The 23540-nt window shown below is 71.3% G+C and carries 20 protein-coding genes; 16 read left to right on the top strand and 4 right to left on the bottom strand.

The features are described 5' to 3' along the window. Nucleotides 1–106: 106 nt before the first annotated feature. From EDF24_RS00155 to EDF24_RS19340, 3 genes are all read right to left on the bottom strand, one after another. Nucleotides 107–1318, bottom strand: a complete 1212-nt coding sequence (locus EDF24_RS00155) for a hypothetical protein (RefSeq protein WP_185021525.1) — start codon at nucleotides 1316–1318, stop codon at nucleotides 107–109. A gap of 61 nt (nucleotides 1319–1379) precedes the next feature. Continuing rightward, a complete protein-coding gene (locus EDF24_RS00150; RefSeq protein ID WP_123700755.1) occupies nucleotides 1380–3239 on the bottom strand; it encodes a glycoside hydrolase family 2 protein in 1860 nt (619 codons plus the stop codon). 83 nt (nucleotides 3240–3322) lie between these two features. Continuing rightward, nucleotides 3323–4432: a MaoC/PaaZ C-terminal domain-containing protein gene (locus EDF24_RS19340; RefSeq protein WP_207909564.1), complete on the bottom strand. Its 1110-nt coding sequence runs from the start codon at nucleotides 4430–4432 to the stop codon at nucleotides 3323–3325. Nucleotides 4433–4561: 129 nt separating this feature from the next. Here EDF24_RS19340 and EDF24_RS00140 point away from each other — a divergent pair, with 129 nt between their 5' ends. Further along, nucleotides 4562–5875 (top strand): maltokinase N-terminal cap-like domain-containing protein, encoded by a 1314-nt coding sequence (locus tag EDF24_RS00140; RefSeq protein WP_123700754.1) that lies wholly within the window; start codon nucleotides 4562–4564, stop codon nucleotides 5873–5875. 93 nt (nucleotides 5876–5968) lie between these two features. Here EDF24_RS00140 and EDF24_RS00135 read toward each other — a convergent pair whose 3' ends face one another. Further along, the gene (locus EDF24_RS00135; RefSeq protein ID WP_123656229.1) at nucleotides 5969–6331 is read right to left on the bottom strand and encodes a DUF1844 domain-containing protein; all 363 of its coding nucleotides are present in this window, start codon (nucleotides 6329–6331) and stop codon (nucleotides 5969–5971) included. A 308-nt stretch (nucleotides 6332–6639) separates the two neighbouring features. Here EDF24_RS00135 and infC point away from each other — a divergent pair, with 308 nt between their 5' ends. The 15 genes from infC (at nucleotide 6640) to tyrS (ending at nucleotide 23093) form a co-directional block, all read left to right on the top strand. Beyond that, nucleotides 6640–7314: a translation initiation factor IF-3 gene (gene infC / locus EDF24_RS00130; RefSeq protein ID WP_123656228.1), complete on the top strand. Its 675-nt coding sequence runs from the start codon at nucleotides 6640–6642 to the stop codon at nucleotides 7312–7314. A gap of 94 nt (nucleotides 7315–7408) precedes the next feature. Beyond that, nucleotides 7409–7603, top strand: coding sequence for a 50S ribosomal protein L35 (gene rpmI, locus EDF24_RS00125; protein ID WP_071273122.1), 195 nt, complete (start codon nucleotides 7409–7411; stop codon nucleotides 7601–7603). 28 nt (nucleotides 7604–7631) lie between these two features. Then, nucleotides 7632–8015, top strand: a complete 384-nt coding sequence (rplT, locus tag EDF24_RS00120) for a 50S ribosomal protein L20 (protein WP_056120821.1) — start codon at nucleotides 7632–7634, stop codon at nucleotides 8013–8015. 84 nt (nucleotides 8016–8099) lie between these two features. Further along, nucleotides 8100–8948, top strand: coding sequence for an RNA methyltransferase (locus tag EDF24_RS00115; RefSeq protein ID WP_260233317.1), 849 nt, complete (start codon nucleotides 8100–8102; stop codon nucleotides 8946–8948). Between the two features lie 67 nt (nucleotides 8949–9015). After that, a complete protein-coding gene (gene pheS, locus EDF24_RS00110; protein ID WP_123700752.1) occupies nucleotides 9016–10056 on the top strand; it encodes a phenylalanine--tRNA ligase subunit alpha in 1041 nt (346 codons plus the stop codon). Then, the gene (gene pheT, locus EDF24_RS00105) at nucleotides 10056–12545 is read left to right on the top strand and encodes a phenylalanine--tRNA ligase subunit beta (protein ID WP_123700751.1); all 2490 of its coding nucleotides are present in this window, start codon (nucleotides 10056–10058) and stop codon (nucleotides 12543–12545) included. The genes pheS and pheT overlap by 1 nt, the downstream gene beginning before the upstream one ends. A gap of 75 nt (nucleotides 12546–12620) precedes the next feature. Next, nucleotides 12621–13718, top strand: a complete 1098-nt coding sequence (locus EDF24_RS00100) for an N-acetyl-gamma-glutamyl-phosphate reductase (protein WP_123700750.1) — start codon at nucleotides 12621–12623, stop codon at nucleotides 13716–13718. Beyond that, the gene (argJ, locus tag EDF24_RS00095) at nucleotides 13715–15028 is read left to right on the top strand and encodes a bifunctional glutamate N-acetyltransferase/amino-acid acetyltransferase ArgJ (protein ID WP_123700749.1); all 1314 of its coding nucleotides are present in this window, start codon (nucleotides 13715–13717) and stop codon (nucleotides 15026–15028) included. The genes EDF24_RS00100 and argJ overlap by 4 nt, the downstream gene beginning before the upstream one ends. After that, the gene (argB, locus tag EDF24_RS00090) at nucleotides 15028–16053 is read left to right on the top strand and encodes an acetylglutamate kinase (RefSeq protein WP_123656222.1); all 1026 of its coding nucleotides are present in this window, start codon (nucleotides 15028–15030) and stop codon (nucleotides 16051–16053) included. The genes argJ and argB overlap by 1 nt, the downstream gene beginning before the upstream one ends. Nucleotides 16054–16103: 50 nt before the next feature. Next, a complete protein-coding gene (locus EDF24_RS00085) occupies nucleotides 16104–17264 on the top strand; it encodes an acetylornithine transaminase (protein WP_243698233.1) in 1161 nt (386 codons plus the stop codon). Beyond that, the gene (argF, locus tag EDF24_RS00080; RefSeq protein ID WP_123700748.1) at nucleotides 17261–18232 is read left to right on the top strand and encodes an ornithine carbamoyltransferase; all 972 of its coding nucleotides are present in this window, start codon (nucleotides 17261–17263) and stop codon (nucleotides 18230–18232) included. Before EDF24_RS00085 ends, argF begins: the two co-directional genes overlap by 4 nt. Nucleotides 18233–18258: 26 nt before the next feature. Then, nucleotides 18259–19455, top strand: coding sequence for an argininosuccinate synthase (locus EDF24_RS00075; RefSeq protein ID WP_123656220.1), 1197 nt, complete (start codon nucleotides 18259–18261; stop codon nucleotides 19453–19455). A gap of 145 nt (nucleotides 19456–19600) precedes the next feature. Continuing rightward, a complete protein-coding gene (argH, locus tag EDF24_RS00070; RefSeq protein ID WP_185017511.1) occupies nucleotides 19601–21070 on the top strand; it encodes an argininosuccinate lyase in 1470 nt (489 codons plus the stop codon). Further along, the gene (locus EDF24_RS00065) at nucleotides 21067–21729 is read left to right on the top strand and encodes a DNA-3-methyladenine glycosylase (protein ID WP_123700747.1); all 663 of its coding nucleotides are present in this window, start codon (nucleotides 21067–21069) and stop codon (nucleotides 21727–21729) included. Before argH ends, EDF24_RS00065 begins: the two co-directional genes overlap by 4 nt. A gap of 47 nt (nucleotides 21730–21776) precedes the next feature. Then, nucleotides 21777–23093 (top strand): tyrosine--tRNA ligase, encoded by a 1317-nt coding sequence (gene tyrS / locus EDF24_RS00060; RefSeq protein WP_260233316.1) that lies wholly within the window; start codon nucleotides 21777–21779, stop codon nucleotides 23091–23093. Nucleotides 23094–23540 lie beyond the last annotated feature (447 nt).

Here is a 23540-nt window from a genome sequence, read left to right as displayed (position 1 = left end):
AATCGAAACCGCTTCGCACCACGGGATCCCGTGGTTCGGGGCGGTTTGGGTTGTGCGGAAGCGAACGGCACCACCGCCGAGCGACACGGCGGCCGCTGCTTGCGCCTCAGGGGTACCCGAGGAACCAGAGCAGCACGATCGCGACCGGCTGCAGGCACACCCCGACGAGCAGCCACGTCACCGCTCGTCGCCGCGTCCGCACGAACACGTCCGACCCGAGCAGCGGCGCCATCGGCATGAGCAGCCGCGGCAGGCTCTGCTGCGGCAGGAACACCGCGACGAGGTACAGCCCGTACGACGCCGTGAACCCGAGCACCTCCGGCCCGAGCGCGCGCACGTCCTTCCGGGTCCAGAACCACACCGCCCCCGCGAGCACCGCGACCACGAGCACGATCCCGACCGGCCCGAGCCACCGCCCCGCCATCACGAACCACGGTGTCAGGGGCGCGAAGTGCTGCCGCCCGACGAACCCCACCCACCACGACAGCTCGGTGTCGAGGTACGCGTTCGGCGTCCCCGTCACCGCCGAGGCGATCACGGGCCACGCCAGCCCCGCGGCCGCGACGACGCACCCCGCGACGACGATCGTGATCACGTCCCGCACCGGGAGCGCGCGGCGTTCCCGGGTCCACCGCACGACCAGGTGCACCGCGAGCGCGACGGCCAGTGCCAGCACCCCGGGCTTCGTGAACGCGGCGACCACGCCGAGCAGCCCGACCAGCCAGTACCGCCGCCGGACGAGCGCGAGCATGCCGCCGAACAGCAGGAGCAGCAGCGTCGACTCGGCGTAGGCCACCTGCAGCAGGAACGCCGTCGGCCCGAACGCGAACAGCGCCGTCGCCCACCGTGCACGGTGCGAACACCCGACAGCGAGCACCAGGCGGTACAACAGCACGCAGGCGCCGGCCCCGGCGAGCGTCGCGACGACGACACCGACGACCCAGAACGACCCACCCGTCACGGCCATCACGGCCCGGACGAGCGCGGGGAACACCGGCAGGAAGGCCCACGGGTTCGGCAGCACGTGCCCGTCGCCGTCGGTGGGCAGCGTCGACGGGTACCCGTGCTCCGCGATGGTCCGGTAGAACGAGGCGTCCCACGAGCCGGAGAACGTGGCGAACGACGGGTCGCGCCGGTACGACGCGAACTCCCACCCGTTCGCGGTGGCGAGCAGGAACATGCCCAGGAGCAGCGCCGTGCTCACCACCCGCGAACCGGCCCAGATCACCAGCGGCGCGGTCCAGCTGCTCCGCGGTCCGTCCAGCAGGGCACGGAACCCCGACCGGGAGGCTCGGCTCGTCTCCGCCACGCTCGTCACCCGCCCGATCCTCCCAGACCAGGGCCCCGGTCCGGACGTCCGGACCGGGGCGGACCGCTGGCTAGTGCCCCGTGATCGCGCGTCGGATCTGCTCGATCGGCACCTTCGGCGTGCGGTCAGCGTTCAGCAGGCCGTTCGTCTCCTGCATCGTGTCGGTGAGCTGGGTGTAGCACGAGCCGGCGAGGAACGAGCTGGCCCGGATCGCGTCGTACAGCGCCGTGATGCGGGCGACGTAGTCGTCCCCGTCGGCGGCCGAGGTGTAGCCCCAACCGTCCTCACGCGCCCCGCCCGGCTGGTAGTCGACGCCACCGAACTCGGTCAGCATCACCGGCTGCCCGAGGTCTTCGGCGCCCCCGACGAGCACCCACCGGTCGGACGGGCCCATGCCGTGGAAGAGCTCGGTCCGGGCGGTCTCGTCCGCGTAGGTGCGTGCGAGTCGTTCGCCGACGCCCTCGTAGTCGTGGATCGTGATGATGTCCGAGTTCGTGTGCTCCCAGCCGTCGTTCGAGATCACCGGACGCGTCGGGTCGAGCGCACGGGTGACGTCGGCGAGTGCACGGGCGTAGGCCTGCTGCGCCGGGTCCGTGCTGATGTGCTGGACGCCCCAGCTCTCGTTCGCCGGCACCCAGGTCACGATCGACGGGTGCGACGCGTCGCGTTCGACGGCGTCCATCCACTCCCGCATCAGCCGCTGGACGGCGCGGGGCGAGAACGCGTAGGCGCCGGGGGCTTCGCCCCAGACCAGGAGCCCGAGGCGGTCCGCCCAGTACAGGAACCGGGGGTCCTCGATCTTCTGGTGGTTGCGGGCCGCGTTGAAGCCGAGCTCCTTGATGAGCTCGACCTCACGCCGGAGTGCTGCGCGCGACGGGGCGGCGATGTGCGAGTCCGGCCAGTACCCCTGGTTGAGGACGCTGCGGACGTCGTAGCTGCGACCGTTCAGCTGGAACGCGCCGCCGTCGACGCCGACCGTGCGGACGCCGAAGTAGCTCGCGACGGTGTCGATCGGCTCGCCGGTGCGGTCGAGGAGCGCGACGGAGGCGTCCACGAGCCGCGGGGCCTCCGGCGTCCAGTGCAGTTCGTCCTCGGCCTGCCCGTTCGCCTGCCGCGCGATCGGGACCACGACGTCGAACTCGTCCGCGGTGTCGCCGAGGGTGGCCTCGATCGTCGCGAGGTGTTCGTCGCGCTCGTCCCAGCGTGCCTCGACGCGGAGGCGCTCGCCGCCGGTCCGGTGTCCCGCGACCCGGACGGTCAGGCGCACGGTGGCGTGGTCGACGTTCGTCCAGCGGAGGTACTCGATCGACGCGGTCGGCACGGCTTCGAGCCAGACGGTCTGCCAGATCCCGGTGGTGCGGCGGTACCAGATGGCGTGTGGGTCCTCGTGCCAGTCCTGCTTGCCGCGGGGCTGGGTGAGGTCGTGCGGGTCGTCCTCGGCGCGGACCACGAGGGTGTGCACCGCGTTGGTGTCCTCGGCCAGCACGTCGGTGACGTCGAACTGGAAGGGGGTGTGACCGCCCTCGTGGGATCCGACGAAGGTGCCGTCGATCCACACGCTCGCGCGGTAGTCGGCCGCGCCGAAGTGCAGCACGAGCCGCGGGGTGGCGGCGCCGAGCCCGGCGGCGTCGAGGTCGGCGCGGGTGATGGTCCGGGAGTACCAGACCACGGGGTGGAAGCCCGGCTCGTCGATGCCCGACGCGACCGACTCGGGCGGGAACGGCACGACGATGTCACGCGCGTCGGGGAAGCCCGACCGCCACGCGGTGTCGTCGCCGTCGTTCCGGAACGACCACGTCCCGTCGAGGTCGGCCCAGTGCTCACGGAGCATCTGCGGGCGGGGGTACGAGCCGTCCTGCCGACTGGCGAGCGGGAGGTCGGTTGCAGGGGCGCTGGTGGATGCGGCGACGGTGCCGTCGAGCGTGCTCATGCGTCCATGCTGGCGCGGACGTACATCGTTGTAAAGGGGGCTGGCAACACCGGTCCGGGTTGCCGCGCGGGTGTGGGCCGCCCTCAGCCGATCGCCGCGTCGCGGGTCAGGACCATGACGTCCATCCGGCCCTGCTGCACGACGTCGCCGTGCTGGTTCCGGAGCGTGACCGTCCGCTCGACGATGCCGGTCTTCCCGGAGCTCGTCAGCCGCGTCGAGAGGATCTCCACCGTGCAGGTGAGGGTGTCCCCGATGAACACCGGCGCCGTGAACCGCCACTGGTCGATCCCGAGCAGTGCCACCGCCGACCCTTCGAACACCCCGGTGCGGGCGATCAGGCCGAGGCAGAGCGAGGCACCGAGCATCCCGTGCACGATCCGCTGTCCGTACCGGGTGTGGGACGCGAACTCCACGTCGGTGTGCACCTGGTTGTTGTCGTTCGTCCACGAGGCGAACGACACGACGTCCGCCTCGGTGATGGTGCGACCCGGGGTCGTGAAGGTCTGCCCGGCGGTGAGGTCCTCGAGGTAGTGCGGCACCCGCTCATCCTCCCAGAACGCCCCGGCGGCCGGGCGTCGCACCGGGGCGAGCGTCGGGACCGGTTCGTCCGGGCCGTGTCCGTCGTCGCCGGTGGCCTCTGTCAGGGCGGCCTGCGCGCGCCGCCCGACGGGTCCCGCCTCACCGTCGTCCGAGAGCGCCCACCACCGTGCGCTCCGGAGCAGCGTCGTGTCCGTGTCGCCCTCGTCGATGCGCACGTCGGCGACCTCGGCCCGGGCGCGGCCGTCCGCGTCGTGCAGCACGACGAGGGTGGTCGTCGTCACCCGCACCCGGACCGGGAGGAGCTGCGCGCCACCGAGGAGCACCGCGACCGGGTCGTCCGTCGGCGCCTCGGGGCCCGCCGAGCCGGGAGGCACGCCGCCGTGCTCCTCGGAGTCGGGGTCCTCCGGCCCGTCGCCGTGGTCGACGGTCCACGTCCCCGAGTCGGCGCGCAGCAGTTCGATCCCGTCGAAGGCGAGCACCCGGTCCGGGGTGTCCCACAGCGTCTCCCGCTGGGTCACCGTCGGCCGAGAGCGGACGTCGTCCGCGCAGTGCTCGAGCGCCGGGAGTGGTCGGTCGTCCGGGATGCGCCAGGTGTGCCGGGGGTCGTCGAGCGTCCCCGTGGTGGTGTCGGCCGGTGCGTGTGTGGTCTGCATGCGGATCAGTGTCGTGCGCGGCCGATGCCCGAGGCGGCGCGTGCTGCAGGTTGTGGAGAACGGGTCGTCGAGCGCGCGTTGTGGAGGACCTGAGTCCGCCGGCCCTCCCGACGCGTAGCCTCCTGACGCATGACCGACGTCGCGCAGTGGATGGCCCGGCAACGCTGGTACGCGGCGAAGGGTGGTGTCCCGGACCTCCGCACGATCGCGGAGATCGACGAGACCACCGACGAGGCGCGGGTCCGCACCCGCTTCGTCATCGACGACGCCCCGACCGGCCCGGTGCTCTACCAGGTCCCCGTCACCGAACACGCGGCTGCCGTCGACGGGCTCGACGCCGCCCGCATCGACCCGGATCCGGACTCGTCGACCCCGGCGACCGTCGACTACGACGGCCCCCACGACCCCGCGTACGCCAGGTGGCTCCTCGCCCGGATCGACGCCGGCGAGGAGTCGCTGACGCCGATCGGCGCGGTCCGGAGTGCCCGGGTCCTCCGCGGCGAGCAGTCGAACACCTCGATCATCTGCGAGACCGAGGACAACGGCACCGTGATCGTCAAGGTGTTCCGTGTCCTGCACCACGGCGACAACCCGGACGTCACCACGCAACAGGCCCTGTCCGCGGCCGGTTCGGCACGGGTCCCTCGGGTCTTCGGTGCCCTCCGTGGCGCGTGGCCGGACACCGGGCGCGCGGACGGCGTCGCGAGCGGTCACCTCGCGTTCGCGCAGGAGTTCCTGCCGGGGCTCGACGACGCGTGGCGTGTGGCACTCGACGACGCACGGCGGGGCGACTCGTTCGCGGTCGGGGCCGACCGCCTCGGCGCGGCGCTCGCCGAGGTGCACGTGACCCTCGCCGGCGTGATGCCGACGGAGCCCGCGACCGCCGACCGGATCGCCCAGGCGCACGCCACGATGCTGCAGCGGCTCGACACCGCCGCTGCCGAGGTCCCCGCGATCGCCGAGCACGCCGACGCCGTGCGGGCCGTCTACGCCCGAGCCGCTGCGGTGCCGTGGCCCGACCTGCAGCGGATCCACGGGGACCTGCACCTCGGCCAGGTCCTCTCGGCACCGGAGCCCCGCGGCTGGGTGTTCCTGGACTTCGAGGGCGAGCCCCTCCGCCCGCTCCACGAGCGGTCGCTGCCCGACGTCCCGCTGCGTGACGTCGCCGGCATGCTGCGCTCGTTCGACTACGTCGCCGGGGCGCTCGCCCACGACGACGACCCGGTCGATGCCGGTGCGTGGGCGCACGAGGCACGGGACGCGTTCCTCGGCGGGTACGAGCGCGGACTCGACGTCGACGTCCGCGCGCACCGCGAGGTCCTCGACGCGTTCGAGATCGACAAGGCGGTCTACGAGGTCGTCTACGAGGCACGTAACCGGCCGACGTGGGTCGGCATCCCGGTGGCCGCCGTGGCGCGCCTGGCCGCGCGCTCGGCGCACTGATCAGGGCCGACAGACGGACGGGAGGCTCGTGGCGGCGCCGCCACGGGCCTCCCGTCCGTCGTCCCGTCCCCTGCTCGGGACGTGACCCGTTCGCTAGTTGACGGGTCCGGTGTACTTCTCGCCGGGGCCGGCGCCCGGCGCGTCCGGGATCGCCGATGCCTCCCGGAACGCGAGCTGCACCGAGCGCAGTCCGTCACGCAGGGGGCGGGCGTGGTGGTCGCCGATCTCGGTGGCGGCCGCGGTCACGAGCCCGGCGAGGGCGGTGATGAGCTTGCGGGCCTCGTCGAGGTCGGTCTGCTCCTGCGGGTCGTCGGCGAGCCCGACCTTGACGGCCGCTGCGCTCAGCAGGTGCACCGCCACGGTGTTGATGAGCTCGACGGCGGGGACCTCGGAGATGTCGCGGGCGGCGTCGTCCGCTCCGTCGTCGAGGGGGAGGTTGGGCGGGGTGTCGGTCACGGTGCTCCTCTGCTAGACTCGTCGCGGCAGATGCTGCCCGTGCGTCCAGTTGGCTTCTCGAATCCATCCGGACTGGCGGGCTTCATCACGAAGAGGAGTCACTCCCACCCGCGGCCACGAACCACCAGGCTACCGGGTCACCACCGCTCCGCCGAGCGCCAGCGTTCGGCAGTCCTGCACGGCTGAGTCAGTCACATGACGGTCTCGGCTGGACAGGAGTCGGGCGGCTGCCGAACGGGTCCCGATCCGTGCGTCAGATCTCCTCTCGTGCCGTCGTCCAGGCAAACGCCCCGGACGGCCACCACTGATTGAAGGAGCTCCGCATTCCCGATCCCCGTACCAACGACCGAATCCGCGTCCCCGAGGTCCGTCTTGTCGGACCCCAGGGCGAGCAGGTCGGCGTTGTCCCCATCGCCGTCGCACTGCGCCTCGCGCAGGAAGCCGAGCTGGATCTGGTCGAGGTCGCGCCGGACGCGAAGCCGCCCGTGGCCAAGATCATGGACTACGGCAAGTTCAAGTACGAGGCCGCTCAGAAGGCCAAGGAAGCCCGTCGCAACCAGGTCAACACCGAGCTCAAAGAGGTCCGGTTCCGCCTGAAGATCGACGTGCACGACTACGAGACCAAGCGCAAGCGTGCCGAGGGCTTCCTCCTCGGTGGCGACAAGGTGAAGGCCATGATCCTCTTCCGTGGCCGCGAGCAGTCGCGTCCGGAACAGGGTGTCCGGCTCCTGCACAAGTTCGCGGAGGAGATCGCCGATTTCGGTGTCGTCGAGTCCCGACCCACGCAGGACGGCCGCAACATGACGATGATCATCGCGCCGCTCAAGAACAAGTCCGACGTCAAGGGCGAGCAGAACGCCAAGCGTGCGGCCGACAAGGCCGAGCGTCGCGCGTCCGAGCACGCCGCAAAGGCGAAGCCGCAAGAAGACGCTGCCCCGGCCGCGTCGACGGAACCGGCCACCACCGAGTCCACGGCCGAGTAGGTCTCGGGCCGACAGGTCCACCCAGACCGATCCCGCGCAGTACTCCCATCCGCAATGGCGCGGCCCCCCATCCATCCCACGGAAAGGCACCACCATGCCCAAGCAGAAGACCCACTCCGGGTCGAAGAAGCGCTTCAAGGTCACCGGCACCGGCAAGATCATGAAGCAGCAGGCCGGTATGCGTCACAACCTCGAGGTCAAGTCGTCCAAGCGCAAGGCCCGCCTCAACGAGGACCAGGTCCTCTCGAAGGCCGACGCGAAGAACGTCAAGAAGCTCCTCGGCCACTGAGCCCCCGGATTCGTAAAGGAACACTGCAATGGCAAGAGTGAAGAGAGCGGTCAACGCCGCCAAGAAGCGTCGCGTCATCCTCGAGCGCGCCGAGGGCTACCGCGGCCAGCGTTCGCGTCTGTACCGCAAGGCGAAGGAGCAGGTCACCCACTCCCTCGTCTACGCGTACCGTGACCGCCACGCGAAGAAGGGCGAGTTCCGTCGCCTGTGGATCCAGCGCATCAACGCTGCGTCCCGCGCGAACGGCCTGACCTACAACCGCCTCATCCAGGGCCTCGCCCTGGCCGGCATCGAGGTCGACCGTCGCATCCTCGCGGACCTCGCCGTGAACAACCCGGAGACCTTCGCCGCGCTCGTCGAGTCGGCCAAGAAGGCCCTCCCGGCCGACACCTCGGCTCCCAAGGCCGCGTAGTCACCTGCGTCTCCGCGAAGCCCCCGTTCCTCCCGAGGAACGGGGGCTTCGCGCATGCCACGGGTGTGCTGCCACACTTGGTGCGTGACTGACCTCCTCGAGAACCCCCGTGCCGGACGCGTCAAGGCCGTGGCCGCGCTGACGAAGAAGGACGTACGTGCCGACACCGGCCTGTTCCTCCTCGAGGGCCCGCAGGCGGTGCGCGAAGCGCTCGAGTACGCGCCGGAGCTCCTCCGCGAGCTCTACGTGACGCCGACCGCCGCGGAGCGCTACGGCCTCGCCGACGCCCCGGTGGACACCTGGTTCGTGACCGAGCAGGTCCTCGCCGCGATGGCGGACACGGTGACCCCGCAGGGCGTCGTCGCGGTGTGCCAGCAGTTCCCGACGTCGGTCCGGCAGGTCTTCCCCGATCCCGGCGCGATCGATCCGGAGGCTCGGGTCGACCCCGCCGCGGACCGCACCCTGCCCGGTCTGGTCGCCATCCTCGAAGAGGTGCGGGACCCGGGGAACGCCGGCACGATCATCCGGGCCGCCGACTCCGCCGGCGCGGATGCCGTCGTCCTCACCGGGCGGAGCGTCGACCCGTACAACCCGAAGGTCGTCCGGTCCACCACGGGCTCGCTGTTCCACGTCCCGGTGTCCGTCGGCGTCTCGCTGCAGGACGCCGTGTCGCGCGCCCGTGCCCTCGGCTACACGATCCTGGCGGCGGACGTCTCGGGCGACGACCTGCCCGAGGTCCGCGCCGAGGGGCTCCTCGACGGACCGACCGCCTGGGTCTTCGGGAACGAGGCCCGTGGGCTCACGGCCGAGGACCTGGCGCTCGTCGACCGTGCGGTGAAGGTGCCGATCTACGGCAAGGCGGAGTCGATGAACCTGGCGACGGCCGCCTCGGTCTGCCTCTACGAGTCGGCGTTCGCACACCGCACCGCCTGACCGGGGTTCTCCACAGTCCACCTGGTGCACCTCGGCGGTATCCCAGGGGCCGGTAGGCTTGGGTCCCGTGTCAGAACCTCTCGAGATCAGCGAATCGGCCGTCGCCGACGCGGTCGACGCAGCCCTCGCGGCCGTCCGTGCCGCCACGACGGTCGCCGAGCTCAAGCAGGCCAGGGCCGAGCACACCGGGGAGCAGTCGCCGCTCGCGCGGATGAACGCCTCGATGCGCAGCGTGCCGCCGGAGCAGAAGGCCCAGGCGGGCAAGCTCGTCGGACAGGCCCGCGGCCGGGTCAACGGGGCGATCGCCGAGCAGGAATCGGTGCTCGCCGAGGCCGAGGAACGCGCGCGGCTCGAAGCCGAACGGGTCGACGTCACCGCGCTGCCGTCGACCCGGACGCCCGGCTCCCGCCACCCGCTGTCGCTCCTCAACGAGACCGTCGCCGACATCTTCGTCGGCATGGGATGGGAAGTCGCGGAAGGCCCGGAGCTCGAGCACGAGTGGTTCAACTTCGACGCGCTGAACTTCGACCAGGACCACCCCGCGCGGGCCATGGCCGACACGATCTTCGTCGAGCCGGTGGACCGCCACATGGTGATGCGCACCCACACCTCCCCGGTGCAGGTCCGCTCGCTGCTGTCGCGCGAACTGCCGCTGTACGTCATCGCCCCCGGACGCGTGTACCGCGCCGACGAGCTCGACGCCACGCACCTGCCCGTCTTCACCCAGGTCGAGGGCATCGCCATCGACAAGGGCCTGACGATGGCGCACCTGCGCGGCACGCTCGAGCACTTCGCCCGGCAGGTGTTCGGCGCCGAAGCGCAGATCCGCCTGCGCCCGAACTACTTCCCGTTCACCGAGCCCTCCGCCGAGATGGACGTCTGGCAGCCGAACGCCAAGGGCGGCGCGCGCTGGGTCGAGTGGGGCGGCTGCGGCATGGTGAACCCGAACGTCCTCCGTTCCGCCGGCATCGACCCCGACGAGTACCAGGGCTTCGCCTTCGGCATGGGCATCGAGCGGACGCTGCAGTTCCGCAACGGCCTGAACGACATGCGTGACTTCCTCGAGGGCGACATCCGCTTCTCGCAGCAGTTCGGAACGGTGGTCTGATGCGCGTCCCACTCCGCTGGCTCGGTGAGTCGGTCGACCTCCCCGACGACGCCACCCTCGAGCACGTCCACGCGGCGCTCGTGTCGGTCGGCTTCGAAGAGGAAGCCGTCCACACCTACGACCTGACCGGACCCGTCGTGGTCGGCCGGGTGCTCGAGCGCGTCCCGGAGCCGCAGAAGAACGGCAAGACGATCAACTGGTGCCAGGTGGACGTCGGCGAGCCCGAGCCCCGCGGCATCGTCTGCGGTGCGCACAACTTCGACGTCGGCGACCTCGTCGTCGTCACGCTCCCCGGTGCCGTGCTGCCCGGGCCGTTCCCGATCGCTGCGCGCAAGACCTACGGCCACGTGTCCGACGGCATGATCGCCTCCGCCCGTGAACTCGGGCTCGGCGACGAGCACGACGGCATCCTCCGGTTCGCGGACCTCGGCATGGAGCCGTCCGTCGGGGAAGACGCCATCGCGCTCCTCGGCCTCGACGACGCCGCGGTCGAGATCAACGTCACCCCGGACCGTGGCTACGCGCTGAGCATGCGCGGCGTCGCGCGTGAGTACGCCCACGCCACCGGTGCGTCCTTCCACGACCCGGTGGACCGGGTGCCGCCGCGCAACGGGGAGGGCTTCTCGGTCACGATCACCGACGACGCCCCGATCCGCGGCCGCGTCGGCTCCAGCACCTTCGTCACCCGTGTCGTGCGCGGCATCGACGCCACCAAGCCGACACCGGCCTGGATGGTGTCGCGCCTGGCACTCGTCGGCGTCCGCTCCATCTCGCTGCCCGTCGACATCACGAACTACGTCATGTTCGAGCTCGGGCAGCCCCTGCACGGCTACGACCTCGCGAAGGTCGCCGGCGGCCTCGGGGTCCGTCGTGCAGCACCGGGGGAGACCCTGACGACCCTCGACGACGTCACCCGGAGGCTCGACCCCGAAGACCTCGTCATCACCGACGACGACGGCCCCGTCGGACTCGCCGGGGTGATGGGCGGCGCCCGCACCGAGCTCTCCGGCACCACGACGGACGTCCTGATCGAGGCAGCCGGCTTCGACCAGGTCTCCATCGCGCGCACCGCCCGTCGGCACAAGCTCCCGAGCGAGGCGTCACGGCGCTTCGAGCGGGGCGTCGACCCGCTCGTCGCCGAAGCCGCGGCGAACCGTGCCGTCGAACTCCTCGTCGAGCTCGCCGGCGGCACCGCGGACGCCCTCGGCTCGACGCTCGTCGACGACGCGCCCCGGCCCGTCGTGACGATGCGCCTGTCCCGTCCGTCCGAGCTCGTCGGCGTCGAGTACACCGACGCCGAGGTCATCGAGACCCTGCGCGCGGTCGGCGCCACGGTCGACGTCGACGGTGAGCAGCTGGCGGTGACGCCGCCGACCTGGCGCCCCGACCTGACCGACGACACCACCCTGGTGGAAGAAGTCGCGCGCATCGTCGGCTACGACCGCATCCCGAGTGTGCTCCCCGTCGCCCCTCCCGGCCGCGGTCTCTCGACGCACCAGCGGGCGCTCCGCCGGGTGTCGGCGGCGTTGGCTGCCGACGGCCTGGTCGAGGTCGTCACCGCCCCCTTCGTGTCCGCGGCGACCACCGCGGCGTACCCGGGCATCGACCCGGCCGGCGGTCCGAGCGTCGTGCTCGCGAACGCCCTGGACAGCGAGCAGAACCTCCTGCGCCGCAGCGGCATCCCGGCGCTCGTGGACGTCGCACGTCGGAACGTCTCCCGCGGGCTCGTGGACGTCGCGGTGTACGAGACGTCGCGGGTGTTCCTCCCGACGGACGCCGAGCTCGGCACGACCGAGGTCCCGGCGGGTGCCGCGCACCCCGGCGCGGACACGCTCCGCGCACTGGACGCCTCGCTCCCCGCGCAGCCCTTCCACGTGTCCGCGCTCCTCACCGGCCACCGCGTCGGGAAGCAGCCCGGCACGCAGCCCGAGTCGTTCGGCATCGCGGACGCACTCGACGTCGCACGGACCGTCGCGTGGGCGGCCGGCGCCGAGCTGACCGTGGCGCAGACGTCGCACCCGTCGCTGCACCCGGGCCGCGCGGCGTCACTGCTCGTCGGCGACTCGGTCGTCGGCGTCGCGGGGGAGCTCCTGCCCGAGCTGACGGCCGCGGCGGACCTCCCGCGGGTCGTCGCCGTCGTCGAGATCGACCTCGACGCGGTCGTCGCCGCGGTGCCGGACGTCGTGTCCGTTGCACCGATCGTGTCGTACCCCGCGGCCACCCAGGACCTCTCCCTGGTGGTCGGAGCCGAGGTACCGGCGGGCGAAGTACTGGATGCCGTCCGGACTGGTGCCGGAGAGCTCTTGGAGTATGCTCGCCTCGTGGATGACTACCGGGGCTCCGGCGTGGACGAGGGACAGAAGTCCCTGACGTTCGCGCTGCGCTTCCGTGCCACGGACCGCACCCTGACCGCTGCCGAGGCCTCTGAGGCCCGTGACGGCGCAGTCCGACGTGCCGGCGAGCGATTCGGGGCGACCCTGCGCGACTGATCCCACTGGGACAGCACCGCCCGGGGCCGCCGCCTCCGATCTCTCGACGAACAGTCCGACCAAAGGTGGAATCCCATGTCCGTATCCGTCGCCGTGGCGGGAGCCAGCGGCTACGCGGGCGGTGAGCTGCTGCGCATCCTCTCCGCCCATCCCGAGTTCGACGTCAGGACGGTGACCGCGTTCTCGAACGCGGGGCAGCCGCTCATCGCGACCCAGCCGCACCTCCGTTCGCTGTCGCACCTGACCCTGGTCGAGACGACGGCGGCGAACCTCCGCGGGCACGACGTGGTGTTCCTGGCGCTGCCGCACGGCCAGTCGGGCGCGATCACGGCGGAGCTCGAGGAGGACACCCTCGTCGTGGACTGCGGCGCGGACCACCGGCTCACGGACCCGGCGGCGTGGGAAGCGTTCTACGGCGGGGACTGGTTCGGGGCGTGGACCTACGGCCTGCCGGAGCTCCTGCACGCGGCACCGGCTCCCGGATCGGCTGACGAGTGGCGTGACGTCGACGACATCGTCGCGCAGAGCCGCCAGCGGACCGAGCTCGCGAGCACGAAGCGGATCGCGGTCCCCGGGTGCAACGTCACCGCGGTGACGCTCGGCATCCAGCCGGGGATCCAGGCCGGGCTCGTCCAGTCCGACGACATCGTCGCCGTGCTGAGCGTCGGGCCCTCCGGTGCCGGCAAGAAGCTCGCGCCGACCTACCTCGCGTCGGAGATCATGGGCTCGGCCAGCGCCTACGCGGTCGGTGGGACCCACCGGCACATCCCGGAGATCCAGCAGAACCTGCGGGCTGCCGGCGCCTCGGACGTGACGATCTCGTTCACCCCGGTGCTCGTGCCGATGTCGCGGGGGATCCTCGCGACGACGACGGCCAAGCTGGCTCCGGGCGTCAGCGCGCGGGACGTCCGCCTCGCCTGGGAGCAGGCCTACGCGGACGAGCCGTTCGTGCACCTGCTGCCGGAGGGCGAGTTCCCCCGCGTCGCGGACACGATCGGTGCGAACACCGCGCTCGTCGGGCTCGCCGTGGACGAAGCCGCGGGCCGGGTCATCGCGGTCAGCGCACTCGACAACCTCGCCAAGGGGACCGGCGGTGCCGCGGTGCAGTCGGCGAACATCGCACTCGGGTTCCCCGAGACCCTCGGCCTCAGCGTGGACGGAGTCGCACCGTGACCGACGCCAGCAAGCAGGACCAGACCGAGCCGAGCCTCTCCCCACGCACTCGGCCGGACGGCCGCTCCGCAAGCTCCGCGTCCGACCGGAACCGGCACGAGGGGGCCCAGGCCGACACCGACGCGACTGCCGGACGGGCTGTCACCGCCGGACAGGGCGTCACCGCAGCGGCCGGCTTCCGCGCTGCCGGCGCCACCGCCGGCCTCAAGGCGAGCGGCACCCCGGACGTCGCCCTCGTCGTCAACGACGGCCCCGAAGCCGCGGTCGCCGCGGTCTTCACGAGCAACCGCGCGCAGGCCCACCCGGTGATCTGGTCCCGCCAGGTCGTCGGCGACGGCATCGCCCGTGCCGTGTTCCTCAACTCCGGCGGCGCGAACTGCTTCACCGGCTCGTTCGGGTTCCAGACCACGCACATGACGGCGGAGGCGGTGGCCGAGTCCCTCGGGATCGGTGCCGGCGACGTCGTCGTCTGCTCGACCGGCCTCATCGGGGTCGGCGACCAGACCTTCCGCGACCACGTCCTGCACGGCGTCGCACTCACCAAGGACGCCCTGTCGGAGACCGGCGGCCCGGACGCGGCCACCGCGATCATGACCACGGACACGAAGGCGAAGCAGTCCGAGGTCACCGAAGACGGCTGGACCGTCGGCGGCATGGCCAAGGGCGCTGGCATGCTCGCGCCGGGCCTCGCGACGATGCTCGTCGTGATCACCACCGACGCGCTCCTCGGGTCCGACGAACTCGACCAGGCACTCCGCGCCGCCACCCGGGTCACGTTCGACCGGGTCGACTCGGACGGCTGCATGTCGACGAACGACACGGTGGTCCTGATGTCCTCCGGCGCCTCGGGTGTCACGCCGGAAGTCGGCGACTTCCAGGAAGCGCTGACCGCCGTGTGCGCGGACCTCGCCCGGCAGCTCCAGCAGGACGCCGAGGGCGCGAGCCACGACATCGCGATCCACGTGGTGAACGCCGCGAGCGAAGACGACGCGGTCACCGTCGGCCGCAGCGTCGCGCGGAACAACCTGTTCAAGGCAGCGGTGTTCGGCAACGACCCGAACTGGGGCCGGGTCCTCGCAGCGATCGGCACGACCGACGCCGAGTTCGACCCCTACGCGGTCGACGTGTCGATGAACGGCATCCGGGTCTGCCACGCCGGCGCCCCGGACCGCCCGAGCGACGAGGTCGACCTGACGCCCCGCGACACCGACGTGCTGATCGACCTCGGGGTGGGACCGTACGCGGCGACCATCCTGACGAACGACCTGACGCACGACTACGTCCACGAGAACAGCGCGTACTCCAGCTGATGGGCACCGGAGACGCCCTGTCGAAACAGGAAGAGCACGAGCTGGCCGCCGTCAAGGCCGCCACCCTGATCGAGTCCCTGCCGTGGCTGAAGCGGTTCTCGGGCAAGATCGTCGTCGTCAAGTTCGGCGGCAACGCGATGGTGAACGACGACCTCAAGCGGGCGTTCGCCGAGGACATGGTCTACCTCCGCTACGCCGGGCTGCACCCGGTCGTGGTGCACGGCGGCGGGCCGCAGATCTCCGCCGCGCTCAAGGAGCAGGGCATCCAGTCCGAGTTCCGCGGTGGTTACCGCGTCACGACGACCGAGGCGATCACGGTCGTCCGGGACGTCCTGGCGGGTGAGGTCAACCGCGAGATCGTCGAGCTGATGAACGAGCACGGCGACGGCCTCGGCGTCGGGGTGTTCGGCGACGGCGGGTCGCTGTTCACCGGCGAGAAGAAGGGCGTCGTCGTGGACGGCGAGCACTTCGACCTCGGCCACGTCGGCGACATCACCCACGTCGACCCGTCCGGCGTCCTCGCGGCGATCCGGGCGAACCAGATCCCGGTCGTGTCGAGCATCGCGATCGACGACGCCCACCCGGACCAGGCGCTCAACGTGAACGCCGACGCCGCAGCCGCAGCGCTGGCGATCGCACTCGGTGCCTCGAAGCTGATGATGCTGACCGACGTCCCCGGGCTGTACCGCAACTGGCCCGACCGCGACTCGATCATCGACCTCATCGCAGTCGAGGAACTCCGCGAGCTCCTGCCGTCGCTCGAGTCCGGGATGATCCCGAAGATGACCGCGTGCCTCGACGCCGTGGTCGGCGGGGTCGGCGGCGCGACCATCATCGACGGCCGGATCCCGCACTCGATCCTGCTCGAGGTCTTCACCCTCCGCGGCGCGGGCACCGAGGTGATCCCGGACCCGAGCCGACGAACCGAGAACCAGAACACCCACGCCGAGATCGGCCGACGCGGTCCCGCGAGCCCGATCCAGCACCCAGCAGACAGCAGCGACACGAAGGGGAACGCACGGTGAGCACCGAGACGCAGACCGAGACCTGGAACGACCGGTTCGGGGCGTCGCTGATGCGATCCCTGACCCCGCCGAAGATCATGCTCGAGCGCGGCCAGGGCTGCCGGGTCTGGGACGTCGACGGCAACGAGTACCTCGACTTCCTCGCCGGCATCGCGGTGAACTCCCTCGGGCACGCGCACCCCGCGCTCGTCGAGGCGATCGCCGACCAGGCAGCCAAGCTCGTGCACGTCTCGAACTACTTCGCGACACCGCCGCAGCTCGAGCTCGCCGAGCGCCTCAAGCGCATCTCCGGTGCCGGTGACGCCGGCCGCGTGTACTTCGGCAACTCCGGCGCCGAGGCGAACGAGGCAGCGTTCAAGCTCGCCCGCCTGAACCGGGGGAAGGACGGCCGCAAGACGCGCATCCTCGCGCTGCAGCAGGCCTTCCACGGTCGGACGATGGGTGCCCTCGCGCTCACCGGCAAGCCGGCCCTGCAGGCGGACTTCCTGCCGATGATCCCGGGTGTCGAGCACATCGACACCTCGATCGAAGCGCTCGAGCACGCGATCGACGACACCGTCGCCGCGCTCTTCATCGAGCCGATCAAGGGCGAGGCCGGCGTCGTCGACCTCCCCGAGGGCTTCCTCGTCGCCGCTCGGAAGCTGACCGAGGAGCACGGCGCACTGCTGATCCTCGACGAGATCCAGACCGGCGTCGGCCGGACGGGCTCGTGGTTCGCCTTCCAGCACCTCGGCGTGGTCCCGGATGCCATCACCGTCGCGAAGGGCATCGCGGGTGGCTTCCCGATCGGCGCCCTCGTGACGTTCGGCCACGCCTCCGACCTCTTCTCGGCCGGCCAGCACGGCTCGACCTTCGGCGGCAACCCGCTCGGGACCCGCGTCGCGAACGCGGTGCTCGGCGAGATCGAGTCCGCCGGACTGGTGGACGCCGCGGTGACCAAGGGCGAGCGCATCCGTGCCGGCATCGCCGCGATCGGGTCCCCGCTCGTGGAAGAGGTCCGCGGACAGGGCCTCCTCATCGGCGTCGGGCTGCACCTGCCCGTCGCCGCCGCGATCTCGGCCGCCGCGCTCGAGCGCGGCCTGATCGTCAACGCCCCCAACGAGTCGAGCCTGCGCATCGCACCGCCGCTCATCGTGTCCGACGCCGAGATCGACGAGTTCCTCGCGATCCTGGCGGCGAGCATGACCGCAGTCCAGGAGACCTCCGCATGACCCGCCACTTCCTCCGCGACGACGACCTCTCCCAGGCCGAGCAGTCCGCCATCCTCGACCTCGCGGTCGAGATGAAGCGGGACCGCTGGGCCGCGAAGCCGCTCGCCGGTCCGCAGAGCGTCGCCGTGATCTTCGACAAGTCGTCCACCCGGACCCGGGTGTCGTTCCACGTCGGCATCAGCGACCTCGGCGGCAGCCCGCTGATCATCTCGACCGCGAACAGCCAGCTCGGCGGCAAGGAGACCCCCTCCGACACCGCCCGGGTGCTGGAGCGCATGGTGTCCGCCATCGTCTGGCGCACGTACGGCCAGGCCGGGCTCGAGGAGATGGCGGCAGGCACCACGGTGCCCGTCGTCAACGCGCTGTCCGACGACTTCCACCCGTGCCAGCTGCTCGCGGACCTTCTGACGATCCGCGAGCACCGTGGAACGCTCGCGGGGCAGACCATCGCCTTCGTCGGCGACGGCGCGAGCAACATGGCGCAGTCGTACCTGCTCGCGGCAGCGACTGCCGGCATGCACGTCCGGGTCGCATCGCCGTCCGAGTTCTCCCCGGCTGCGCAGGTCGTGACGGACGCCGAGCACCGCGCCGCCGAGACCGGCGGTTCCGTGCTCGTCGTGACCGACCCGGTCGCCGCCGTGGCGGGCGCCGACGTCGTGGTCACCGACACCTGGGTGTCGATGGGCAAGGAAGACGAGAAGCAGCAGCGCCTCGACACCTTCAAGGACTACCGCGTGGACGACGCGCTGATGGCGCACGCAGCCGACGACGCGGTGTTCATGCACTGCCTGCCGGCCGACCGCGGCTACGAGGTCACGGCGGACGTCATCGACGGCCCGCGCAGCATCATCTGGGACGAAGCGGAGAACCGTCTGCACGCCCAGAAGGCGCTCCTCGCCTGGCTCCTCGCCGCGAACGCCGCGACCGGTGCGACGGCCGCGACGGCCGCGACCGCCGCGAACAACTGACAACCAACACCCCTAGGAGAAAACCCATGGCAGACCGCGTCGTACTGGCGTACTCCGGAGGCCTCGACACCTCCGTCGGCATCGGCTGGCTCAAGGACGCCACCGGCAAGGACGTCGTCGCGCTGGCGGTCGACGTCGGCCAGGGCGGCGAGGACATGGAGGCGATCCGTCAGCGCGCACTCGACTGCGGCGCGGTGGAGTCCGTCGTCATCGACGCCAAGGACGAGTTCGCCGACGACTACCTCGTCCCCGCCCTCAAGGCCAACGCGCTGTACCAGAAGCGCTACCCCCTGGTCTCCGCGCTGAGCCGCCCGCTCATCGCGAAGCACCTCGCCCTGACGGCGAAGCAGCTCGGCGCCGACAGCGTCGCGCACGGCTGCACCGGCAAGGGCAACGACCAGGTCCGCTTCGAGGCCGCCGTCGCCGCGATCGCACCCGACCTGACCAGCGTCGCCCCGGTCCGTGACCTCGCGCTGACCCGTGACAAGGCGATCGTCTACGCGCAGGAGCACGACCTGCCGATCCTGCAGAGCAAGAAGTCGCCGTACTCGATCGACCAGAACGTCTGGGGTCGCGCGGTGGAGACCGGGTTCCTCGAGGACCCGTGGAACGCCCCGATCGAGGACCTCTACGCGTACACCCAGGACCCCTCGGTCCCGCGTGAGGCGGACGAGGTCACGATCACGTTCGAGCAGGGCGTCCCGGTCGCGATCGACGGCCAGCGCTTCAGCGTCCTGCGCATCGTGCAGGAGCTCAACGCCCTCGCCGGCAAGCACGGCGTCGGCCGCATCGACGTCGTCGAGGACCGTCTCGTCGGCATCAAGTCGCGCGAGGTCTACGAGGCCCCGGCCGCGATGGCACTGATCGCCGCGCACGAGGAGCTCGAGAGCCTGACCCTCGAGCGTGACGTGAACCGCTACAAGCGCGGTGTGGAGTCGGAGTGGGCCGACCTGGTCTACGACGGCCTCTGGTTCGGTGGGCTCAAGCGCAGCCTCGACGCCTTCATCGACGACACCCAGCAGTACGTCTCCGGCGACATCCGCCTGCAGCTGCAGGGCGGTCGCGCGACGGTCACGGGTCGCCGCAGCGAGCAGTCGCTGTACGACTTCGACCTCGCCACCTACGACACCGGCGACACGTTCGACCAGTCGCTGTCGAAGGGCTTCATCGAGATCTGGTCGCTGCCCAGCAAGATCTCGGCACGCCGCGACCTGGCGAACTGAGCCGGTCCCGGACGGCGTGACCCGCTGGTCACGCCGTCCGGACCGTCCTGGAGGCCCGACCCGCCTCCGCCATGCCCTGCGCGGCCCACGAGCACCGGGCCGACCGACGAGCACCAGACCGACCCACGACACGACGCAGGACGACATGACGGACGCAAGCGGAGCCTCCCGGCCGGAGACCCAGCACACGAAGACCGACGGCACCAACCAGGGTGCGCTGTGGGGCGCGCGGTTCGCCGACGGGCCGAGCCCGGAGCTCGCCGCCCTGTCGAAGTCGACGCACTTCGACTGGCAGCTGGCGCCCTACGACCTCGCGGGGTCGCGTGCCCACGCCCGAGCCCTGCAGACGGCCGGGTACCTGACCGCCGACGAGCTCGAGCAGATGCTCGGGGGCCTGGACCGTCTCGACGCGGCGCATGCCGACGGCACGCTCCTGCCGGCGGACTCCGACGAGGACGTGCACGGTGCCCTCGAGCGCCTGCTCATCGCCGACCTCGGTCCGGAACTCGGTGGGAAGCTCCGCGCCGGGCGGAGCCGGAACGACCAGATCGCGACCCTCGGCCGGATGCACATGCTCGACCACGGGCGCCGCATCGGCCGGCTCGTGATCGACCTCGTCGACGCGATCAGCCAGCAGGCGAGCGAACACCCGGCGGCGATCATGCCGGGCCGGACGCACCTGCAGCACGCGCAGCCGGTCCTGCTCGCGCACCACCTCCTCGCGCACGCGTGGCCCCTGGTCCGTGACCTGGAGCGGCTCCGCGACTGGTCGACGCGGGCCAGCGTGAGCCCCTACGGTGCCGGGGCGCTGGCCGGCAGTTCCCTCGGGCTGGACCCGTCGGCGATCGCCCGCGAGCTCGGGTTCGACCGTCCGGCCGAGAACTCGATCGACGCCACCGCGGCCCGCGACACCGTCGCGGAGTTCGCCTTCGTGCTGGCGCAGATCGGGATCGACGTCTCCCGCCTCGCCGAAGAGGTCATCCTCTGGAACACGAAGGAGTTCGGCTTCGTCCGGCTCCACGACGCCTTCTCCACCGGCTCGAGCATCATGCCGCAGAAGAAGAACCCGGACATCGCCGAACTCGCGCGGGGCAAGTCCGGTCGGCTCATCGGCAACCTGACGGGCCTCCTCGCGACGCTCAAGGGCCTGCCGCTGGCCTACAACCGCGACCTGCAGGAGGACAAGGAGCCCGTCTTCGACTCCGTCGCGACGCTCGAGGTCCTGCTGCCGGCGTTCACCGGCATGATCGCGACGCTGACGTTCGACACGGACCGGATGGCCGAGCTCGCGCCGCAGGGCTTCTCGCTCGCGACGGACGTGGCCGAGTGGCTGGTGCGCCAGGGCGTGCCGTTCCGCGATGCACACGAGGTCTCCGGCGCACTGGTGCAGTACTGCGAGCAGCGGGGGATCGAGCTCGACGACCCGACCGACGCGGAGTACGCGTCGATCTCGGAGCACCTGACGCCGGGTGTCCGCGCGGTCCTCACCATCGAGGGCAGTGTCGCGTCCCGCAGGGGCGTCGGCGGGACGGCACCGGACCGGGTCGCCGAGCAGCTCGCCGGCCTGACGCAGCGTGTGCACGACCTCGCGTCCGGGGTGCCGTTCACGCGGTGAACGACGCGCTCCTCGCCCTGCTCGCGGAGCCGGCGCCGGTGAGCGCGCCGGCCCTGCTCGGCGCGACGCTCACGGGCAAGGGGGTCACGCTCCGGATCACCGAGGTGGAGGCCTACTTCGGTCCCACCGACCCGGGATCGCACGGGCACCGCGGCATGACGGAGCGCAACAAGCAGCTCTTCGGGCCGCCCGGGACGCTCTACGCCTACCGGTCCTACGGCATCCACACGTGCGTCAACGTCGTGAGCGCACCGGCGGGCACCTCATCCGGATCGCTGCTCCGCGGCGCGGAGGTCGTGGACGGCGTCGCGGTGGCGCGTTCGCGGCGCGGCGCGTCCGTCTCGGACGTCCAGCTCGCCCGGGGGCCAGGCAACCTCGGAGCGGCACTCGGGGCGGTCCTCGGTGCCGACGACGGCACGTCGGTCGTCGACGGTCGCGGCCCGTACGTGCTCACCCTGGCACCCGGCCTGGAGGCTCGGCTCGCCGCCGACGGACCGACTGCGGTCCTCGCGGAGCTGGCTGCAGATCCCCGCATCCTCCGCGGGCCGCGCACCGGTGTCGCGGGCATCGCCGGCGGCCGGTCCTTCCCCTGGCGGTTCGCGCTGGCCGGCGAGCCGACGGTGTCGACGTACCGGCGGCACAAGGCCGCGATCGACTGACCAGACCCCGCGCTCGACGCGTCGGAGGTCGCCGCTACGATGGCGTGGTGTCCAGTGATACCGCTCCCGATGTCCTGACGCGCCAGCAGAACGACCCCACCTTCGCCTCGGTGTGGGACGAACTGCGCTGGCGTGGTCTGGTGCAGGTCTCGACCGACGAGACCGCGCTCAAAGAGGCCCTCGACGGTGAGCCGATCACGTACTACTGCGGCTTCGACCCCACGGCGCCGTCGCTGCACTGCGGCAACCTGCTGCAGCTGCTGACGATGCGCCGACTGCAGCTGGCCGGACACAAGCCGCTCGCACTGGTCGGCGGTTCCACCGGCCTGATCGGTGACCCGCGACCAACGGCCGAACGCACGCTGAACACCCGAGAAACGGTGGCGTCGTGGGTGTCGCGCCTGCAGGAACAGGTCTCCCGGTTCCTCAGCCCGGACGGCGACAACGGTGTGCGCCTGGTGAACAACCTCGACTGGACGGCGCCGCTGTCCGCGATCGACTTCCTCCGGGACATCGGCAAGTACTTCCGCGTGAACTCGATGATCAAGAAGGACGCCGTCTCCGCGCGGCTGAACTCGGACGCGGGGATCAGCTACACGGAGTTCAGCTACCAGATCCTCCAGGGGCTGGACTACCGCGAACTCTTCCTGCAGTACGGGTGCACGCTGCAGACCGGCGGCTCGGACCAGTGGGGCAACCTGACCTCGGGGACGGAGCTCATCCGGCGTGCCGAGGGGGCGACGGTGCACGCGCTGGGGACGCCCCTCATCACGAACTCCGACGGCACGAAGTTCGGCAAGAGCGAGGGCAACGCGATCTGGCTCGACGCGGAGATGACCTCGCCGTACGCGCTGTACCAGTTCTGGCTCAACACGGCGGATGCGGACGTGATCGCCCGGTTGCGGGAGTTCACGTTCCTCTCCCGCGCCGAGATCGACCGGCTCGAGCAGGCCGTGGCGGACGAACCGTTCCGGCGGGAAGCCCAGCGGACCCTCGCGTTCGAGGTCACCGCGCTCGTCCACGGGGTCGCCGCGACCCAGGCGGCGATCGACGCCTCCGCGGCGCTGTTCGGCAACGGTGACCTCGAAGCACTCGACGGCCCCACCCTCCGGGCGGCGATCGCCGAACTGCCGGGGTCGGTGACGCTCGCACCGGATGCCGACCTGGCGAAGGCGCTCGTCGAGACCGAACTCGTGAAGTCCCTCGGCGAAGCGCGCCGCGCGATCGACCAGGGCGGGGTCTACGTGAACAACGCCCGAGCCGACGATGCCACCGCACCGCTGTCCGGACTCGCCCTGCCCGGGGGAGTGCTCGTGCTCCGTCGCGGCAAGAAGACCCTCGCCGGCGTGACCCTCGCCAGCTGACCCACCCACGCCCGGAAGCCCGGTTTCCGCAGTGCCCACGCACCTGCGGAACCGGGCTTCTACGCGTCCGGGGCCGCGCGTGTTGCAGGATGCGACACGCCCGGGATGTGGGCTGGCTTGGCGCTCCCGCCGACCCCTGCGTAAAGTAATCACTCGTCACCCCAAAGGTGCGGCGGAGCGGCTGGAGCGAAAGCCCAGAGCACGTCGGCCCTCAAGCGGGACCATCCTTCCACTGGAGTTCAGATCCGGCCTTGCGCTGGACGGCTTCGACGCCTAGGATGACTACTCCACCGGTTCTCTCCCTCGGGATGAGCCACTGATCCAATCGGATCGACGACGCCGGTGGTCAAACCAAGAACGAATGCCTCTCTGGCGGAACCTGTTACGGGTCGAGCGGGGAGTGCGTCTGGTCCTTGAGAACTCAACAGCGTGCACATTGTCAATGCC

Origin of the sequence: Curtobacterium sp. PhB130 (genome assembly GCF_003755165.1) — a bacterium.
GTDB lineage: Bacteria > Actinomycetota > Actinomycetes > Actinomycetales > Microbacteriaceae > Curtobacterium.
This window is presented reverse-complemented; position numbering and strand designations above follow the sequence as displayed.

What these genes read in the sequence shown, in the direction of transcription:
- EDF24_RS00140 (WP_123700754.1), top strand. Translation starts at nt 4,562, where the DNA reads ATGACCGACGTCGCGCAGTGGATGGCCCGGCAACGCTGGTACGCGGCG.
- EDF24_RS00150 (WP_123700755.1), bottom strand. Translation starts at nt 3,239, where the DNA reads ATGAGCACGCTCGACGGCACCGTCGCCGCATCCACCAGCGCCCCTGCA.
- rplT (WP_056120821.1), top strand. Translation starts at nt 7,632, where the DNA reads ATGGCAAGAGTGAAGAGAGCGGTCAACGCCGCCAAGAAGCGTCGCGTC.
- EDF24_RS00100 (WP_123700750.1), top strand. Translation starts at nt 12,621, where the DNA reads ATGTCCGTATCCGTCGCCGTGGCGGGAGCCAGCGGCTACGCGGGCGGT.
- argH (WP_185017511.1), top strand. Translation starts at nt 19,601, where the DNA reads ATGACGGACGCAAGCGGAGCCTCCCGGCCGGAGACCCAGCACACGAAG.
- rpmI (WP_071273122.1), top strand. Translation starts at nt 7,409, where the DNA reads ATGCCCAAGCAGAAGACCCACTCCGGGTCGAAGAAGCGCTTCAAGGTC.
- argB (WP_123656222.1), top strand. Translation starts at nt 15,028, where the DNA reads ATGGGCACCGGAGACGCCCTGTCGAAACAGGAAGAGCACGAGCTGGCC.
- EDF24_RS19340 (WP_207909564.1), bottom strand. Translation starts at nt 4,432, where the DNA reads ATGCAGACCACACACGCACCGGCCGACACCACCACGGGGACGCTCGAC.
- EDF24_RS00075 (WP_123656220.1), top strand. Translation starts at nt 18,259, where the DNA reads ATGGCAGACCGCGTCGTACTGGCGTACTCCGGAGGCCTCGACACCTCC.
- EDF24_RS00085 (WP_243698233.1), top strand. Translation starts at nt 16,104, where the DNA reads ATGCGATCCCTGACCCCGCCGAAGATCATGCTCGAGCGCGGCCAGGGC.
- pheT (WP_123700751.1), top strand. Translation starts at nt 10,056, where the DNA reads ATGCGCGTCCCACTCCGCTGGCTCGGTGAGTCGGTCGACCTCCCCGAC.
- argF (WP_123700748.1), top strand. Translation starts at nt 17,261, where the DNA reads ATGACCCGCCACTTCCTCCGCGACGACGACCTCTCCCAGGCCGAGCAG.